General features: G+C 64.8%; 14 protein-coding genes. 9 read left to right on the top strand and 5 right to left on the bottom strand.

The window, feature by feature from the left end; translation table 11 throughout:
- Nucleotides 1-6: 6 nt before the first annotated feature.
- Complete coding sequence (locus AC2CQI_RS13755) at nt 7-1,362, top strand: spinster family MFS transporter (protein WP_484580457.1); 1,356 nt, start codon at nt 7-9, stop codon at nt 1,360-1,362.
- 126 nt (nt 1,363-1,488) lie between these two features.
- Here AC2CQI_RS13755 and rapA read toward each other — a convergent pair whose 3' ends face one another.
- Nucleotides 1,489-4,338 carry an RNA polymerase-associated protein RapA gene (rapA, locus tag AC2CQI_RS13750; protein WP_075804489.1) on the bottom strand — a complete coding sequence of 950 codons (2,850 nt, stop codon included), beginning with the start codon at nt 4,336-4,338 and terminating at the stop codon, nt 1,489-1,491.
- A 198-nt stretch (nt 4,339-4,536) separates the two neighbouring features.
- Between rapA and AC2CQI_RS13745 the strand changes: the two genes are divergently transcribed.
- The 6 genes from AC2CQI_RS13745 (at nt 4,537) to AC2CQI_RS13720 (ending at nt 8,728) form a co-directional block, all read left to right on the top strand.
- Nucleotides 4,537-4,881, top strand: a complete 345-nt coding sequence (locus tag AC2CQI_RS13745) for an aspartate-semialdehyde dehydrogenase (protein ID WP_075804488.1) — start codon at nt 4,537-4,539, stop codon at nt 4,879-4,881.
- A 70-nt stretch (nt 4,882-4,951) separates the two neighbouring features.
- Nucleotides 4,952-5,122 (top strand): hypothetical protein, encoded by a 171-nt coding sequence (locus tag AC2CQI_RS13740; RefSeq protein ID WP_086937243.1) that lies wholly within the window; start codon nt 4,952-4,954, stop codon nt 5,120-5,122.
- Between the two features lie 134 nt (nt 5,123-5,256).
- Nucleotides 5,257-5,373 carry a cytochrome c oxidase subunit CcoM gene (gene ccoM, locus AC2CQI_RS13735; RefSeq protein WP_042122864.1) on the top strand — a complete coding sequence of 39 codons (117 nt, stop codon included), beginning with the start codon at nt 5,257-5,259 and terminating at the stop codon, nt 5,371-5,373.
- A gap of 313 nt (nt 5,374-5,686) precedes the next feature.
- On the top strand, nt 5,687-7,675 hold the full coding sequence (locus tag AC2CQI_RS13730) for an FUSC family protein (RefSeq protein WP_484580456.1): 1,989 nt from the start codon (nt 5,687-5,689) through the stop codon (nt 7,673-7,675).
- Nucleotides 7,662-7,859, top strand: coding sequence for a DUF1656 domain-containing protein (locus AC2CQI_RS13725; protein ID WP_075804486.1), 198 nt, complete (start codon nt 7,662-7,664; stop codon nt 7,857-7,859). Before AC2CQI_RS13730 ends, AC2CQI_RS13725 begins: the two co-directional genes overlap by 14 nt.
- A gap of 11 nt (nt 7,860-7,870) precedes the next feature.
- Entirely contained in the window at nt 7,871-8,728 is an 858-nt protein-coding gene (locus tag AC2CQI_RS13720; RefSeq protein ID WP_484580455.1) for an efflux RND transporter periplasmic adaptor subunit, read from the top strand.
- Nucleotides 8,729-8,850: 122 nt separating this feature from the next.
- Here the strand turns inward: AC2CQI_RS13720 and AC2CQI_RS13715 are convergent, their stop codons facing one another.
- Nucleotides 8,851-9,609, bottom strand: coding sequence for an SDR family NAD(P)-dependent oxidoreductase (locus AC2CQI_RS13715; RefSeq protein ID WP_484580454.1), 759 nt, complete (start codon nt 9,607-9,609; stop codon nt 8,851-8,853).
- A gap of 123 nt (nt 9,610-9,732) precedes the next feature.
- Between AC2CQI_RS13715 and AC2CQI_RS13710 the strand changes: the two genes are divergently transcribed.
- Nucleotides 9,733-10,650 (top strand): LysR family transcriptional regulator, encoded by a 918-nt coding sequence (locus tag AC2CQI_RS13710; protein WP_075804483.1) that lies wholly within the window; start codon nt 9,733-9,735, stop codon nt 10,648-10,650.
- Here the strand turns inward: AC2CQI_RS13710 and AC2CQI_RS13705 are convergent.
- On the bottom strand, nt 10,589-11,803 hold the full coding sequence (locus AC2CQI_RS13705; RefSeq protein WP_484580453.1) for a GAF domain-containing sensor histidine kinase: 1,215 nt from the start codon (nt 11,801-11,803) through the stop codon (nt 10,589-10,591). The genes AC2CQI_RS13710 and AC2CQI_RS13705 overlap by 62 nt on opposite strands.
- A gap of 200 nt (nt 11,804-12,003) precedes the next feature.
- Between AC2CQI_RS13705 and AC2CQI_RS13700 the strand changes: the two genes are divergently transcribed.
- On the top strand, nt 12,004-12,327 hold the full coding sequence (locus AC2CQI_RS13700; protein WP_075804481.1) for a DUF2025 family protein: 324 nt from the start codon (nt 12,004-12,006) through the stop codon (nt 12,325-12,327).
- Between the two features lie 3 nt (nt 12,328-12,330).
- On the opposite strand, the gene AC2CQI_RS13695 is transcribed toward AC2CQI_RS13700, so the two are convergent.
- Nucleotides 12,331-14,904, bottom strand: coding sequence for a bifunctional diguanylate cyclase/phosphodiesterase (locus tag AC2CQI_RS13695; protein ID WP_484580452.1), 2,574 nt, complete (start codon nt 14,902-14,904; stop codon nt 12,331-12,333).
- A 54-nt stretch (nt 14,905-14,958) separates the two neighbouring features.
- Entirely contained in the window at nt 14,959-16,032 is a 1,074-nt protein-coding gene (locus AC2CQI_RS13690) for a diguanylate cyclase (RefSeq protein ID WP_484580451.1), read from the bottom strand.
- Nucleotides 16,033-16,063: the final 31 nt, after the last annotated feature.

The following is a 16,063-nucleotide window of genomic DNA, read 5'->3' as shown; positions in this document are numbered from 1 at the left end:
CTTCCGATGCACAGCCCCACTCAAGCGGCCAATGCCTGGCGCGTTCTGTTCCTGTTGTTCCTCGCCAACCTGTTCAATTTCTTCGACCGCACCATTCCTGCCATCGTGATCGAGCCGATCCGCCTGGAATGGCACCTGAGCGATATGCAGATCGGCCTGATCGGTACCGCCTTCACCCTGGTCTATGCGATTGCCGGCCTGCCGCTGGGGCGCCTGGCCGATACCGGGTCGCGCAGCAAGGTGATGGGCTGGGGCCTGACCGTGTGGAGCGGGCTGACGGCGGTCAACGGCATGGTTGGCAGTTTCTGGACGTTCCTGCTGGTGCGCATGGGCGTGGGCATCGGCGAGGCCAGTTATGCGCCGGCGGCCAACTCGCTGATCGGTGACCTGTTCCCCGCCGAGCGCCGGGCCCGGGCCATGGGCATCTTCATGCTCGGTCTGCCGCTGGGGCTGCTGCTGGCGTTCTTCACCATCGGTGCGATGGTCCAGTATTTCGGCAGTTGGCGTGCGCCGTTCTTCATTGCGGCGGTGCCCGGGCTGTTGCTGGCGATCTTCATGTTCATGATCCGCGAGCCGGCACGGGGTGCGGCGGAGGCGGTGGCCTCGTCCCAGGTACCGTTGGACCGGCCGCTGCGCCGGGTCCTGAGCATTCCGACCTTCGGCTGGCTGGTGCTGGCCGGGCTGGCGTACAACTTCGCTACCTATGCCTGCAACTCGTTCATGGTGCCGATGCTGCAGCGCTATTTCTCCCTGTCGTTGCAGAATGCGGCGGTGGCTACCGGGGTGATCGTTGGGGTGACCGGTTTGATCGGCCTGACCCTGGGCGGCTGGGTGGCGGACAAGATCCACCAGCGCATGCCGGGCGGGCGCCTGCTGTTCGGCGCGTTCAGCATGCTGGTGGCGACGGTCGGGACGGGCACCGCGCTGTATCTGGGGCGGGTGGAGATCGGCGTGTTCATCGCCCTGTTCGGCATCGGCTGGCTGTTTGCCTACAACTTCTACACCTGCGTCTACACCGCGATCCAGGACGTGGTGCAGCCGCGCCTGCGGGCGACGGCGATGGCGCTGTTCTTTGCCGGGCTGTATCTGCTGGGCGGCGGCCTGGGGCCGGTGGTGGTCGGGACCCTGTCGGATCATTACGCCCAGGTGGCGATGCTGGAGGCGGGCACGGTCGAGATGACCGAGGCGTTCAAGGCGGTGGGGTTGCACAACGCCATGGGGCTCATCCCGGTGGCCCTGGCGGCGACCCTGGTGTTTCTGCTGTTCGCAGCGCGGACCTTTGCCCGGGATGCGCAGAAGATGAAGGACGGGATGGTGGAGGAGGGGGCTGCTCAGGTCGGCAAGACAGCCGAAGCATCCTAGAGCGGACGCGGACCCTGTGGGAGCTGGCTTGTCGGACCGCCGAACCGCAGCGATAGCGGTAGTGAATTCACCATCGTAATCGCTGGCAAGCCAGCTCCCACAGGGTTTTGTGTTGGCCGTCGGCGATCAGCCAGCTACAAGGACCCGGATCGCCTCAAGCCGCAGCGCCGCTTTTTCAAGCATCGCCAAGCCATCCTCACGCAGCTTGCGCAGCGCCACGATCTCGCTGTCACGCACCGTCGGGTTCACCGCCTGCAGCGCAGTCAACCGCGCCAGCTCTTCATCGGTTTCCGCCGCCAGACGCCGTTGCGCCTCGGCCACACGCTCTTCGTGACGCGGCATGACCTTGGCCTCACCGGCGTTGATCTTCGGCGCCAGCACATCGCGCTGGGCCTGGATAAACTTGTTGGCGCTGGCCTTGGGCACGCTTTCCAACTGGTCGGTGATGGTCTCGAAGGACACCCGCGGCGCCAGGTCGTTGCCATTGCCATCCAGCAGGCAACGCAGTGCCGCCGGTGGCAGGTAGCGGCCCAGTTGCAGCGAACGCGGGGCGACCACTTCGCTGACGTACAGCAGCTCCAGCAGCACGGTGCCCGGCTTGAGCGCTTTGTTCTTGATCAGCGCGACGGCGGTGTTGCCCATCGAGCCACTCAGCACCAGGTCCATGCCGCCCTGTACCATCGGGTGTTCCCAGGTCAGGAACTGCATGTCCTCGCGGGACAGCGCCTGGTCGCGGTCGTAGGTGATGGTCACGCCTTCGTCGTCGCCCAGCGGGAAGCTGGCGTCGAGCATCTTCTCGCTCGGCTTGAGGATCAGGGCGTTGTCCGAGTGGTCCTCGCTGTCGATGCCGAAGGCGTCGAACAGGGTTTCCATGTAGATCGGCAGGGCGAACTGGTCATCCTGCTCGAGGATCGCTTCCACCAGCGCCTGGCCTTCGCCGGCACCGCCGGAGTTGAGCTCCAGCAGGCGGTCACGGCCGCTGTGCAGCTCGGACTCGAGACGCTCGCGCTCGGCACGGGCCTCGGCGATCAGCGCGTTCCACTGGCCGTCATCGGTATCTTCCAGCAGCGGCAGCAGGCGCGGGCCGAACTGGTGCTGCAATGCGTTGCCGGTCGGGCAGGTGGCGAGGAAGGCGTTGAGGGCCTGGTCGTACCACTGGAACAGGCGTTCCTGCGGGCTGTTCTGCAGGTGCGGTACGTGCAGTTCGATGGTGTGCTTCTGACCGATCCGGTCGAGACGGCCGATGCGCTGTTCCAGCAGGTCCGGGTGGGCCGGCAGGTCGAACAGCACCAGGTGATGGGCGAACTGGAAGTTGCGGCCTTCACTGCCGATTTCCGAACAGATCAGCACCTGGGCGCCGAACTCTTCGTCGGCGAAGTAGGCGGCGGCGCGGTCGCGCTCGAGGATGCTCATGCCCTCGTGGAACACCGTGGCCGGGATGCCGGAACGCACGCGCAGGGCGTCTTCCAGGTCCATCGCGGTTTCGGCGTGGGCGCAGATCACCAGGACCTTGACCCGCTTGAGCATCTTCAGGGTATCGATCAGCCAGTCGACCCGCGGGTCGAAACGCCACCAGCGGTTTTCGTCGTCGACGTCGCCCTGGGCCTGGAAGCTGACTTCCGGGTAGAGGTCGGCGTGCTCGCCCACCGGCAGTTCCATGTACTGGTCCGGGCAGGGCAGGGGATAGGCGTGCAGTTGACGCTGCGGGAAGCCCTGCACGGCGGCGCGGGTGTTGCGGAACAGCACGCGGCCGGTGCCGTGGCGGTCCAGCAGTTCGCGGATCAGGCGCGCGCTGGCCTGGCTGTCGCCATCGTTGACGGCGGCCAGCAGGGCTTCGCCCTCGGCACCGAGGAAGCCCTGGATGGTGGCGTGGGCTTTCGGCGACAGGCGGCCGTTGTCGAGCAGTTCCTGCACGGCTTCGGCCACCGGGCGATAGTGCTCGCTCTCGGCGCGGAAGGCGGCCAGGTCGTGGAAGCGGTTCGGGTCGAGCAGGCGCAGGCGGGCGAAGTGGCTGTCCTGGCCCAGTTGTTCCGGGGTGGCGGTGAGCAGCAGGACGCCAGGAATGACTTCGGCAAGCTGTTCGACCAGTGCATATTCAGGGCTGGCCTGTTCTTCGTGCCAGACCAGGTGATGTGCTTCGTCGACTACCAGCAGGTCCCAGCCGGCGGCGAACAGTGCGTCCTGGGCCTTCTCGTCGTCCACCAGCCATTCCAGCGCGACCAAGGCAAGCTGGGCGTCTTCGAACGGGTTGCTGGCATCGCTTTCGATGAAGCGGTCGGCATCGAACAGGGCCACCTGCAGGTTGAAGCGCCGGCGCATTTCCACCAGCCACTGATGCTGGAGGTTTTCCGGAACCAGGATCAGCACGCGGCTGGCGCGGCCGGAGAGCAGTTGGCGATGGATCACCAGGCCGGCTTCGATGGTCTTGCCCAGGCCCACTTCGTCCGCCAGGAGAACCCGTGGCGCGATGCGGTCGGCCACTTCGCGGGCGATATGCAGCTGGTGCGCGATCGGTTGGGCGCGCACGCCACCCAGGCCCCACAGCGACGACTGCAACTGGCGGCTGGTGTGCTCCAGGGTGTTGTAGCGCAGGGAGAACCACGGCAGCGGGTCGATCTGCCCGGCGAACAGACGGTCGCTGGCCAGGCGGAACTGGATGAAGTTGGAGAGCTGGGTTTCCGGCAGGGTGCGCGCCTGGTTCTGCGCGTCGAGGCCGTGATAGACCAGCAGGCCGCCGTCGACCATCTCGACTTCGCGGACGGTCAGTTTCCAGCCCTCGAAATGGGTGATCTGGTCACCCGGAGAGAAACGCACCCGGGTCAGCGGGGCGTTGCGCAGGGAGTACTGGCGGGTCTCGCCAGTCGCCGGGTAGAGCACGGTCAACAAGCGGCCATCCTGTGCCAGAACGGTACCCAGACCCAGCTCGGCTTCGCTGTCGCTGATCCAGCGTTGTCCCGGTTGATACTGCTGCGCCATACTGCCTGACTCCCGCCATGAAAAAGCTGGCTATCTTAACGGATAGCGGCCTTTCAGACCAAAGATTCCGGCCATGCGGGCATCCCGCCCCGTCCGTCGATTGCTTCACGGGCCCTGCAACATCGCCCGGAGAGGCCGGTCCAACGCTCAAGCATAGAGATATCGAGCCGATAGAGCGGTGACAGGAGACTGAACCCCATGCTGCCACCACTGATCCCGCTAAGCGCTGCCCCCATCACGCAGCAAATGGACCCGGTCAAGCCGACCCCGGACATCAAGCCCGTGGTCCCGACCCAGCCGGCCTCCAGCGAGGGCGCGATCGACCTCAAGCACCGCGATCCGGAACAGGCCGCGCTGCTGTTGCGCGAAGAGCAACGCCGGCGCCAGGGCCAGCATGGCGGGCAACCGGCTTATGAGGAGGAGGGCGACGATCCCTACCTGCCGACGCCGGGTGACGACCTCAATGCCGACAACACCGTGCCGGTCGCCCCGCTGATGGGCGGCGAGAACCGCCAGGGGTTGCTGGTGGATATCGAAGTCTGACGCGAGACTTTGCAGTTGCGGCGCGAGCCTTCATGATGAGCGCTTCGCTGTCCGCCTTCCGAGCCCGACCATGAGCCAAGACGACAACCTGATCGATTTCGGCGCCGAGCGCGCCCGCCGCATTCATGACCTCAATGACAAACGCCTGAACGAAGTGCGCAAGGCCTTCGAGCAGGCCATGCCGATCGGCGCTGCCAAGAAGTCGAAGAAAAAGCCCAAGGGCAAACCCTCCAAGCGCTGAAAATCTTGATGCAGGTCAAGCCTGCACCCGCCTCCGGCGCCCGCTCCGGGCGCCATTGACCTCGGTCAATTTTCCCTCCCGGCACATTCGCTACTGTTCACTCATCGGACAGGCACAGGCAAATGGAGGCCGACATGTTCTTCGATAATGTGGTTGTCGCTGGCGTCGTCACGGTCGGATTGATGTTTGTTTTCTTCGCCGGTTTCGGACTTTTCATCTGGAAGGACTCGCAAAAGCGCAAAGACCGCTGACCCTTCCCGATACAACGAGCACGCAAGGCATTTAGGGCGACTTCGGTCGCCCCTTTTTTTTGCCTGTTGTTTTCAGCAATACGTTTTTACCTGGACAACACAAGAGCCTGTGGGAGCTGGCTTGCCAGCGATGAGGCCGGCCTGAGCAATGATGTTGTCAGGTCTGGCCAAATCGCTGGCAAGCCAGCTCCCACAGGGTTTTTTGTTGTCCTTGGAAAAGGTGCTGGACTAATGATAGTTAGCTAGCTAATAATCTGGGCTCTTTTCCCATCCACTGACTATCGTTAACCCCACCACCCTCAGGCCCACCCCCGTGCCCATCACCCTCCAGGCGTTGTTCGCCCCCAACAAAGCAGCTGTGCAGTTCGCCATCAAGACCTTGCTCGGTGGCGGACTGGCGTTGTGGCTGGCGCTGCGCTGGGGCCTGGAGCAACCGGCCTGGGCCCTGATGACTGCGTTCATCGTCGCCCAGCCACTCTCCGGCATGGTCCTGCAGAAGGGCCTGGCGCGCCTGCTCGGGACCCTGGTCGGCACCATCATGTCGGTGGTGTTCATGGCGGTCTTCGCCCAGACCCCCTGGCTGTTCCTGATCTGCCTGGCGCTGTGGCTCGGCCTGTGCACCGCCTGCTCGACCCTGTTGCGCAGCGCCTGGTCCTACTCCTTCGTGCTGGCCGGCTACACCGTGGCGATCATCGCCCTGCCGGCCATCGCCCATCCCTTGCAGATCTTCGACCAGGCCGTGGCGCGCTGCACCGAGATCAGCCTGGGCATCATCTGCGCCACCCTGAGCAGCGCCTTGCTTTGGCCTTTACGGGTAGAACAGCAACTGGCCGTGCAGGCACGTCAGGCCTGGCAGAGCGGTTTGCAGGCGGCCAGCGCGACCCTCGGTGGCGACGAAGAAGGGCGCAAGAGCCTGGTGGAAATCCTCGGCCGCATCGTCGCCGTGGATTCCCAGCGCGAACACGCCTGGTTCGAAGGCAGCCTCGGTCGCCAGCGCGCCCGGGCGATTCGTGGGTTGAGCCAGAAGCTCCTGGTCCTGCTGCGTATCGCCCGTTCGGTCCGGCGGCAGTGGCGACAACTGGACGACCGCGAGGCTGAACACCTGCAACCCTGGCTGGACGAAGTCCGTGCGGCACTGGCCAATCCCGACCGCGAACACTTGCAAGCGCTGCGTGAGCGCCTCTGGCAAGCCGCCCTCCACCTGCGCGACAGCGCCGCCGAACACTACTGCCTGGCGCGCATGACCTTGCTGCTGGACAACGCTGCCGCCGCGACCGAGGCCCTGGGTGCGGTAGAGGAGGGCAAAGCGCCGCCGGACCTGCCCGACAGCCTCGCCGCGCACCGCGATATCCCTCTGGGCCTGCTGTTCGGCGCGCGCAGCGCCCTGGCCTTTCTGGCCATGGCGGCGTTCTGGATGGCCACCGCCTGGGGCGCCGCGCCGGGCGGGCTGGTGCTGACCTGCGTGGTCTGCAGCCTGTTCGCCAGCCGCGAGAACGGCGCGCAGATCGGCATGAGTTTCCTGCGCGGGATCCTCCTGGCGTTGCCGGTGGCCTTCCTGGTCGGGCAGATCCTGTTGCCGCAGTGGAGCAGTTTCGCCCTGCTGTGCCTGGGCATGGGCGTGCCGCTGTTCTTCGGCGCCCTGGGCATGGCCAATCCGCGAATCGGCGCCACGGCGACGTCCTATTGCCTGCACTTCATCGTCCTGGTTTCGCCGCTGAACAGCATGACCTTCAGTGTCGAAAGCTTCCTCAACAATGGTCAGGCCATGCTCATGGGCGTCGGCGCGGCGGTGCTGGCGTTCAAGCTGCTGGTGCTGCGCAACCCCGCCTGGCATGGCCGCCGCCTGCGCGCCGCGACCCAGAGCGACCTGGTGCGCCTGACCCGGCGCGACCTGCGCGGTGCGGAAACCTGGTTCGGCGGGCGCATGGCCGACCGCCTGCTGCAACTGGCCCGCCACTACACCGCGCTGCCGGAACACGAGCGCGGCCGTTGGGACGACGGCCTGCACGGCCTCGACATGGGCGACGAACTGCTGCACCTGCGCATGTGCCTGGCCATCGCCCGGGCACCGCTGGAACCGGCCGAACGCGAGTACCTGCAACAACTGCAGGACGTACTGGCGAGAGGCCCCGGCCCGGGTCGCGAGCAGCGCCTGGACGCGGCCAGCGCAACCTTCATCGCCGCCCTGCGCGAGCAACCGGCCAGCGATGCGCTGCGCCTGGCGGTGGGCGCCGTTCTGCAACTGCAAAAGAGCTGGGGCCGCTGGTGCCGCCGCCTGGAGGATCTGCATGGGCTTGCGTGAGTGGGCACTGGGCGGGGTGCTGCTCAGTCCGTTTCTGATCTATGTGTTGCTGGCGCTGCTGCTTACCGGGCTGCTGCGCTTCGTCCTGCGCCTGACCCCGTTGGGCCGCTGGATCTGGCATGAGGCGCTGTTCGACTGCGCCCTGTTCGTTTGCGTGCTGACCCTGGTCACGCTGTACCTTTGAGGAGTTCGTCCATGCGTAGCACCGTGCGTATCGCCCTGACCCTGTGCCTGGTGGCCGTGGCCATCTTCGCCGGCACCCGCCTGTGGCAGTACTACATGCTCACCCCCTGGACCCGCGACGCGAAGATCCGCGCCGATGTGGTCATCGTCGCGCCGGACGTGTCCGGCTGGGTGCGCGAGTTGAAGGTGAAGGACAACCAGGAGGTGAAGGCCGGCGAGTTGCTGATGTCGATCGACAGCGATCGCTTCGAAGCGGCGCTGGACAAAGCCAATGCTGTCGCCGACACCCGTCAGCAGCAATTGCGCCTGCGTGAGCACGAAGCGTCCCGCCGCGCCGCCCTCGGGCCGCAGGCGATCAGCGCCGAATTGCGCGAGAACGCCCAGATCGGCGCTGCCGTCGCCCGTGGTGAACTGCGCCAGGCCCAGGCGGATGCCAAGGTCGCGCAGATCAATCTGGAGCGCAGCAAGGTCAAGGCGCCGCGCGACGGGCATATCACCAACCTGCGCCTCGCCGAAGGCAACTACGTCAATGCCGGGCAACCGGTGATGGCCCTGGTGGACGACTCGACCTTCTATGTCCAGGCCTACTTCGAGGAAACCAAACTGCCGCGGATCAAGGTCGGTGCGCCGGTGAAGATCTGGCTGATGAGCGCCGGCGAGCCGATGCAGGGCCATGTACAGAGCATCAGCCGCGGCATCACCGACCGTAATGCCAACCCCGACAGCCAGTTGCTCGCCGAAGTCGAGCCGACCTTCAACTGGGTGCGCCTGGCCCAGCGCATCCCGGTGCGGATCAGCCTCGACAAGGTGCCGGAAGGGGTCAACCTGAGCGCCGGCATGACCGCCAGCGTGCAGGTTGGAGAACAATAGCTCTGGCAAACACCGCAGAACCCTGTGGGAGCTGGCTTGCCAGCGATTTGGCCAGACCTGACAACATCATTGCTCAGGCCGACCTCATCGCTGGCAAGCCCACACAGGGGACGCGGCGACTCTTAAAGGAACATCCCGCCCGAGACCTCCAGACGCTGACCATTGACCCAGCCAGCCCCATCGCTGGCCAGTACCGCAATGGCCGCGCCGATATCATCCGGCAGCCCGACCCGGCCCAGTGCGGTATTACCGGCGATCACCGCATTCACATCCCGGTTGTCGCGCACCACGCCGCCGCCGAAATCGGTCTCGATGGCGCCGGGGGCCAAAATATTCACGCGGATTCCCCGTTGTCCAAGCTCCTTGGCCTGGTAGCGGGTCAGCACCTCCATCGCCCCTTTCATCGCCGCGTAGGCGGCATAGCCGGGCAACGAGAACCGCGTCAGACCGCTGGAAATATTGATGATCCGGCCCTGGTCGGCGATCAGTGGCAGCAGGCGCTGGGTCAGGAAGAACGGGCCCTTGAGCTGGATGTTCAGCAACTGGTCGAACTGCGCCTCGCTGGTTTCGGCGAAGGGTACGTTGATGCCGATCCCGGCGTTGTTCACCAGCACATCCAGGTGCTCGCGGCCGAAGTGATTCTTCAAAGTGTCTTTCAGTGCGCTGGCAAAGGCCTCGAAGCTGGCGCTATTGCCTACATCCAGTTGCAGCATGGCGGCGCGGGCCCCGGCGTTCTGCAGGGTGGAGACCAGGGTTTGCGCCTCGCCGGCCTTGCTGTGGTAGGTGCCGATGATATCGAAGCCCTGGGCGGCCAGATGCTCCGCGGCGTTCTTGCCCAGGCCACGGCTGGCGCCGGTAATCAGTGCGATCTTGCGGGTCATGTGCGCTACCTCGATGGGGGAGGGTGATGGGTTGAAGAGAGTCTATTGGTCGCTGTTGTGCTGATAAATCCGCTGGATTCGGAAATACTGTTCGCACGATTCGAACAATGGATGCGCCCCGACATGCTCAAGCCGGAACTGTTGCGAACCTTTATCCGGGTCAATGAACTGGCCAGCTTCACCCTGGCCGCCGAGCAACTGGGCTTGCCGCGTTCGACCGTGTCGGAGCAGGTCCGCGCCCTGGAAAACCAGCTGGGCGCGCGCCTGTTCAACCGTTCGACGCGGCGGGTGCAGGCGACCCAGGACGGCCTGCAACTGTACGAGCGTAGTAAAGAGCTGCTGTCGCGCCTGGAGGAACTGGAGGGGATGTTTCGTGCCGATCCGGCCGATGTCACTGGCTGCCTGCGGGTCGATCTGCCGACTCGCATGGCCCGGCGCATCATCCTTCCGCGTTTGCCGGAGTTCATGGACCGCCATCCCGGGCTGACCCTGGAGGTCAGTTGCACCGATCGCCAGGTGGACCTGCTGCGCGAGGGCTTCGATTGCGTGCTGCGCATCGGCGGATTGGGCGACCTGGCCGTGGTGGCGCGGCCACTGGGTCGGCTGGCGGTGGTCAACTGCGCCAGCCCGGCCTATCTCGAACGTTATGGCACTCCGACTTCACTGGCGGATCTGCAAGACCATCGACTGGTGCACTACGTGCAGAACCTCGGCACCCGCAGCACCGGCTTCGAGTATGAGGACGGAGAGGTGACGCGCTTCGTGGAAATGCCGGGGGCGATCACCGCGAACAATACCGATGCCTATGAAAGCGCCGGGCTGGCAGGGCTGGGCATCATCCAGGCGCCCTGGATCGGCGTACGCGACTACCTGGCGGCCGGGCGCTTGCGTGCATTTCTGCCGGAACATGTTCCGGAGGCGATGCCGGTCTCGCTGCTCTACGCCCGCCAGCGCTACCTGCCGCCGCGGGTGCGCCTGTTCATGGACTGGCTGGCCGGCTTGCTGGCGCAGCAGCTTGATCCAGGGGCAGATGCAGGCTGAACAGGGTGCCGGCCGTCACCGATGACTGCACATCCATGTAACCGCCATGAGCCAGGGCGATCTGCTTGGCGATGTACAGGCCGAGGCCGAGGCCGGCTTGTGGTGCATCGGTGGAGGGATGGGAGAATGGCTCGAACATCTGCGTCATGATCGCCGGGGCGATGGGCGAGCCACCGTTGTGCACGCCGAGAATGAACTGGTCGTCGGCGATTTTCGCCGAAATCCGGATCGCCCCCTGTTCGTCACCATGCTGCAAGGCGTTGGCGATCAGGTTGGAAAGCACCTGGCATATCCGCTCGCGATCGCAGTTCATATCCGACAGATCGCCGATCTCCAACTCGATCTGCCGGGCCGGGTGGACCCGTTGCAGCTCCTCGGCCACATGCCGCAGGGCCTGATCGAGGTCGGGGCAGGGCTGGATGTTCAAGGGAATGCCATCGCCGAGGCGACCGCGGGCGAAGTCCAGCACATCACGCACCAGGTGGGTGGCGCGGTGGCCTGAGGTGAGGATGTGCTCGGCGATGGTCCGCGAACGCGGGTCGGTCAGGCGCTTGCTGAGCAGCTCGGCGCCGGCGGTAATGGCGAACAGCGGGTTGCGCAGGTCGTGACCGAGCACGGCGATGAATTTTTCGCGCAGGCCGGCAATCTCGCGTTCCTTTTCCAGCGCGAGTTCGGTGCGCTGCACGCTTTCTTCGCTTTCGATCTGGATCGACAGCAGCCGGGCGAAGGCCTCCATCATCGGCTGGATGGCGCTGCCCTTGAGCTGGCGTGGGAGAGGGTCGAGCGCGCAGATGGTGCCGAAGAAACTGCCGTCGCTGCGAAACACCGGCACGGCGATGTAGCTTTCGAACCTGTACAGGCGTGGCGTGGGGTGGTCGCGGTAAGCCTCGTCCTGGCTGGCCTGGTCGATCACGATGGTTTGCTGCGCGGCGCGGATCTCGTTGCACAGCGTGGTGGTGGCATCCAGTTCGCCCCCTACCGGCACGCCGAAACCGAAGGTATCGAGCACTGCCAATGCGGTCCAGCGCGCTTCGGTCACCCGCGCTACTGCGGCAAAACGCAGCCCCGTGGTCTCGCTGATGACCTGGAGGATGGCCGGGATCACGCTGATCCGGCCGATGGTAGCGCTATCTGAAAGTGCTGCTTTAGTCATCGGAAAAACAGGTACCGAAACGCCAACAAGGATTCCTAGTGTAGCGAGCATCCGCGACGCCAAAGAAATTTCCGCCCCAGCGGTAGGCAATTTCCAGTAATCTTTCGGAATTCGAGCATTCCCGCCAGAGGTCTGCCCATCCGCTTGCGTGCCAATCCCTTTTGACCGACATCCACCCGGGTGTTTCAGCGAGGTTTGACATGCACATCACTTCCCAGGACATCTGCGCCGCCGCCGACCAGCTCAAGGGCTTCGTCGGGTTCCACCGCAAGCTCGGCAAACACATCGTGCGCTTCAGCGAAGACTCGTTCGGCATGGACGTGGCCGACGACAGCATCACCCCCAGCAGCGAATTCGTCTGGCAGGACGGCGAGGGCGAGGTCATGACCCTGAGCCGCGAGCTGATCGATGTGCTGCTGGAGCAGAATGTCGATGACCGCCTGAACATCAGCGAGCCCTTGCGGGTCTACCAGCGCCGTCGCGACCTGCCGGAAATCATGGCGCAGCGCCGGCGCCTTGGTTGACCTTCAGCCGGTCTGGTCATCCCTGCTTCGATGAGTACGCAACAGGGCTTCGAAATCGTCGCGCTCCAGGGGCCGACTCAGGTAGAAGCCCTGGACCTCATGGCACTGTTCCATGCCCAGGGCGCGCAACTGTTGCTCGGTCTCGACACCTTCGGCGGTCACCGTCAGGCCCATGGCCTTGCCGAGGTTGATGATCGCCTGCACCACGGCGCGGTCGTTGCTGTCGCTGCTCAGGCCGGCGACGAAGCGCTTGTCGATCTTGATGCTGTCGAAGGGGTAGGTGCGCAGGTAGCCGAGAGATGAATAGCCGGTGCCGAAATCGTCCATGTTCAGGCGCACGCCAAGCTCCTTGAGGGCATTCATGGTGCCCAGCGCGCCTTCTATATCGTTGAGCATGACGTTCTCGGTGATCTCCAGCTCCAGGCGTTGCGCCGGGAAACCGGTGTCCATGAGGATCTGGCGGACATCGGCGACCACGTCGCTGCGGGAAAACTGTGCCGGTGACAGGTTGACCGACACCAGCAACGGCGCGGGCCAGTCGCGGGCGATCTCGCAGGCATTGCGCAGCACCCAGCGCCCCAGGGGGACGATCAGGTCGGTCTGTTCGGCGAGGGGGATGAAGGTGTCCGGGCCGAGCAGCCCTTCGACCGGATGCTGCCAGCGTACCAGGGTTTCCACCGAGACGATTTCCAGGCTTTGCAGGCGGTAGCGGGGCTGGAAGTGCAGGACGAATTCCTGGTTCTTCACTGCCCGCCGCAGGTCGTTTTCCAGTTGCCGGCGATACTGGATTTGCTGGTTCATTTCCGCCGAGAAGTAGCGCCAGGTGTTCTTGCCCTCGGCCTTGGCCTGGTAGAGCGCGATATCGGCACAGCGGATCAGCTCGCCAGCATCGTAGCCCTGTAGCCGGGTCTGGGAGATACCAAGGCTGGCGCCGACATGCAGGCTGTGCTCTTCGTAAGCGATCGGCTGATGCAGGCTGTCGATCAGGCGCACGCAGAACCGGTCGATCTCCTTGCGGTTGTCCATATTGGCGATGGCCAGGACGAACTCGTCGCCGCCGAGCCGGGCCACCAGGTCGCCGTCGCGGGTGGTTTCGCGCAGGCGTGCGGCCACCTCCAGCAGAACCGCGTCGCCTGCGGCATGGCCAAGGGAGTCGTTGATCGGCTTGAAACTGTCCAGGTCGAGCAGGATCAGGGTCAGGGGCGCGGCCTGCTCGCCCTTGAGCAAGGCCTGTTCGAGGAATCGCGACAACTTGTTGCGGTTGGCCAGGCCAGTCAAGGCATCGTGCATCGACAAATGCTGGATATGGGCATGGGCGGCGACTTCGTCGGTGATATCGCTGGCGGTACCACGAAAGCCGACGCGCCGGCCCTTGGCCTGAATGGGGCGCGCCGACAGTCGACAGAAACGCAACAGGTTGTGCTGGTCGTGGTAAGCGCAGCGCAGGTGCGCCGCTTGCTGGCCGCTGCTTGGGTCGAGATCGTCGAGCCAGGCGCCGAGCGGCGTGGTGTCGCAACTGAGCAGCAGGTTCAGCGGCTGGCCGAGCCAGTCGTGGATCTTGTAGCCGGTGACATCGACGAAGCGCTGGGAAAGATAGGTCAGGTGAAGCTGTCGGTCGGTTTCCCAGATCCAGTCGGACGCGGCTTCCGCTACCGCGCGAAAACGCTGCTCGCTGGCTTCCAGAGCCAGGTTGCTGGCGTGCAGGTCGCTGAGGTTGTCGTCGATTTCCCGCGAGGTGCGCAGGGCATGGCGGAAGAACCAGGCCATCAGCAACGCCAGGAGCAGGATGGCGCCGAGCAAGGGCGGCAAGACACCCCAGAGCAGTTGGTCGCCGGGGCGAGGCGGGGTCCATTGCAGGCTGTAGCCGAGGTTGTCGAGGGAGAGCTGGACGGCGCTGCCTCCGGCCTTGGCGATGTGCAGGCCTTCGAGTCCGGCGTCATCGGCCAGCTTGTCCAGTTTGGGCTGGGTCAACTGCTCGATGAACAGCATCACCGAGGTGGTCTGCGGGTCGATTCCGAGCACCTCGTCATCCGGACGGATCGCGGCGGCGGTGAGCAGCGCGGGCCAGCCATTGAACAGCACGTAGCGGCTCAGTTGCCCGCGCTGGACGGCGAGGGTGTGGGCCTGGTCGATGATGGGTTGCACGGGGGCATCGATATAGGCGGCGATAGGTGCGTCGCTGGGTTGCCCCTTGAACAGCCCGTATTTGGTGCGCCGGTCATCGACGACGAACACCCCCTCATAACCGCTGGCGGTATACAACGACTCGCCGACGTTCTTCTCTATATAGGCCCAGTGCTTGTCGGCCTCGCCATCGAGGTGCTCGTAGGCGGCGTTCCATACTGCGTAGCTGGAGAGGAATTGGCGCGAGGACTCAAGGTGCTGCTGCAGGGCCTTGTCGGCATAGAAGGCACTTTTCTCCCTGGCGCCGTCGTTCAGTTGCACGGCGATGTTGAACAGGGCGCCGAGGGCGATCAGGCAGGCAAGGCTGAACAGCAGGACGACGCCGGTGATCAGCCTGCGGGCGTGCAATCGCGGGCGGGACCTCGGCGATTGGGTGCTGGCGGTGCTATCCATAAGCGTGCCGGTCCTGTTGCTTGGCGCCCGGCGAGCCTGCCCCGCGGGCGAACTTCACTCAGGATAGGCGACTCTCGCGCTGGCGCTGCCGTCGTCGGCGAAATTGACCTGGTCGCGGCCATTGTTCTTGGCGCTGTACAAGGCCCGGTCGGCTTCGTTGAGCCAGGCAACCGGGTCGTCGAAATCGCTGCGGCACAAGGCCAGGCCGATGCTCAGGCTGATGCGCAGCTCCGGCAGAGACTCGTCGCGGTAGGCGGCGACCCGCTCGCGCAGGCGCTCCATGATGCGTCCGGCCTGGGCCAGGCTGGTGTCGGGGAGGATCACGCAGAATTCGTCGCCGCCGTAGCGTCCGGCCAGGTCGTCTTCGCGCAGGTTGATCTTCAGCTCCTTGCTCAGGTGACGCAGTACGGCGTCGCCGACCACGTGGCCGTAGCTGTCGTTGATGCGCTTGAAGTGGTCGATGTCGATGATCGCAATCACCGCGTTGCGCCGTTGTTGCTGACAGGTCTGGAACTTGAGTTGCAGCAGGTCCTTCCAGGAGCCGTGGTTGAGCAGGCCGGTCAGGCTATCGGTACGGCTCAGGGCGCTGAGGCTGCGCTTGTGTTCGGTGAGCTGGATCGCCAGGCGGTAGCAGACCCAGCCCAGGGCCAATGGATAGAGGGTGAGCATGGGCAGGCAGGCATAGACCTGCTGGGTGGTACTGACCAGTTGCAGCCCCGGGCCGAACAGCGCCATGCCCAGCAACATGCCGCAGACCTGGGCGAGCATGCCGCGCAGGAACAGACGCTGGCCGCCGGCGGCGACGTTGTTCATGGTCATCATCGACAGGGTGGTAATGCTCGGCAGCGGGTTGAATTGCATGGCCGCAGCCCAGAAGCCACCGGTCATGGAGTCGATCAGCAGGCTGCGTTGCTCGGTCTGGTAGGGCGTGCGCGAGCGCATCCCAATGAAATAGGCAATGTGCGGCCAGGCCAGTCCGTTGATGAACATGGCGATCCACACCCAGGTCGGCGGGTCCAGCGGCAGCATGCCCGCATAGACACCGAGCAGGCCGATGCCCATGCCTATGGTGCGCGGCGCATGGATCCTCCTGACGAATGAAAGTCCCTTGCCTCGTTTGTTATCCATCATGGTGTTCGTTTTTTCCGGGGGGCGCCGT

The sequence above is a fragment of the Pseudomonas sp. P2S-1 genome, from assembly GCF_057197725.1.
The sequence above is the reverse complement of the archived record's forward strand: the minus strand, read 5'-3'. Positions and strand labels throughout refer to the sequence as shown.

Excerpts from the sequence above, each read along its gene's own strand:
- AC2CQI_RS13725 (WP_075804486.1), top strand. The coding sequence starts at position 7,662 with ATGGGCTTGCGTGAGTGGGCACTGGGCGGGGTGCTGCTCAGTCCGTTT.
- AC2CQI_RS13745 (WP_075804488.1), top strand. The coding sequence starts at position 4,537 with ATGCTGCCACCACTGATCCCGCTAAGCGCTGCCCCCATCACGCAGCAA.
- AC2CQI_RS13710 (WP_075804483.1), top strand. The coding sequence starts at position 9,733 with ATGCTCAAGCCGGAACTGTTGCGAACCTTTATCCGGGTCAATGAACTG.
- ccoM (WP_042122864.1), top strand. The coding sequence starts at position 5,257 with ATGTTCTTCGATAATGTGGTTGTCGCTGGCGTCGTCACGGTCGGATTG.
- AC2CQI_RS13740 (WP_086937243.1), top strand. The coding sequence starts at position 4,952 with ATGAGCCAAGACGACAACCTGATCGATTTCGGCGCCGAGCGCGCCCGC.
- AC2CQI_RS13690 (WP_484580451.1), bottom strand. The coding sequence starts at position 16,032 with ATGGATAACAAACGAGGCAAGGGACTTTCATTCGTCAGGAGGATCCAT.
- AC2CQI_RS13720 (WP_484580455.1), top strand. The coding sequence starts at position 7,871 with ATGCGTAGCACCGTGCGTATCGCCCTGACCCTGTGCCTGGTGGCCGTG.
- AC2CQI_RS13755 (WP_484580457.1), top strand. The coding sequence starts at position 7 with ATGCACAGCCCCACTCAAGCGGCCAATGCCTGGCGCGTTCTGTTCCTG.
- AC2CQI_RS13695 (WP_484580452.1), bottom strand. The coding sequence starts at position 14,904 with ATGGATAGCACCGCCAGCACCCAATCGCCGAGGTCCCGCCCGCGATTG.
- AC2CQI_RS13700 (WP_075804481.1), top strand. The coding sequence starts at position 12,004 with ATGCACATCACTTCCCAGGACATCTGCGCCGCCGCCGACCAGCTCAAG.
- rapA (WP_075804489.1), bottom strand. The coding sequence starts at position 4,338 with ATGGCGCAGCAGTATCAACCGGGACAACGCTGGATCAGCGACAGCGAA.
- AC2CQI_RS13715 (WP_484580454.1), bottom strand. The coding sequence starts at position 9,609 with ATGACCCGCAAGATCGCACTGATTACCGGCGCCAGCCGTGGCCTGGGC.
- AC2CQI_RS13705 (WP_484580453.1), bottom strand. The coding sequence starts at position 11,803 with ATGACTAAAGCAGCACTTTCAGATAGCGCTACCATCGGCCGGATCAGC.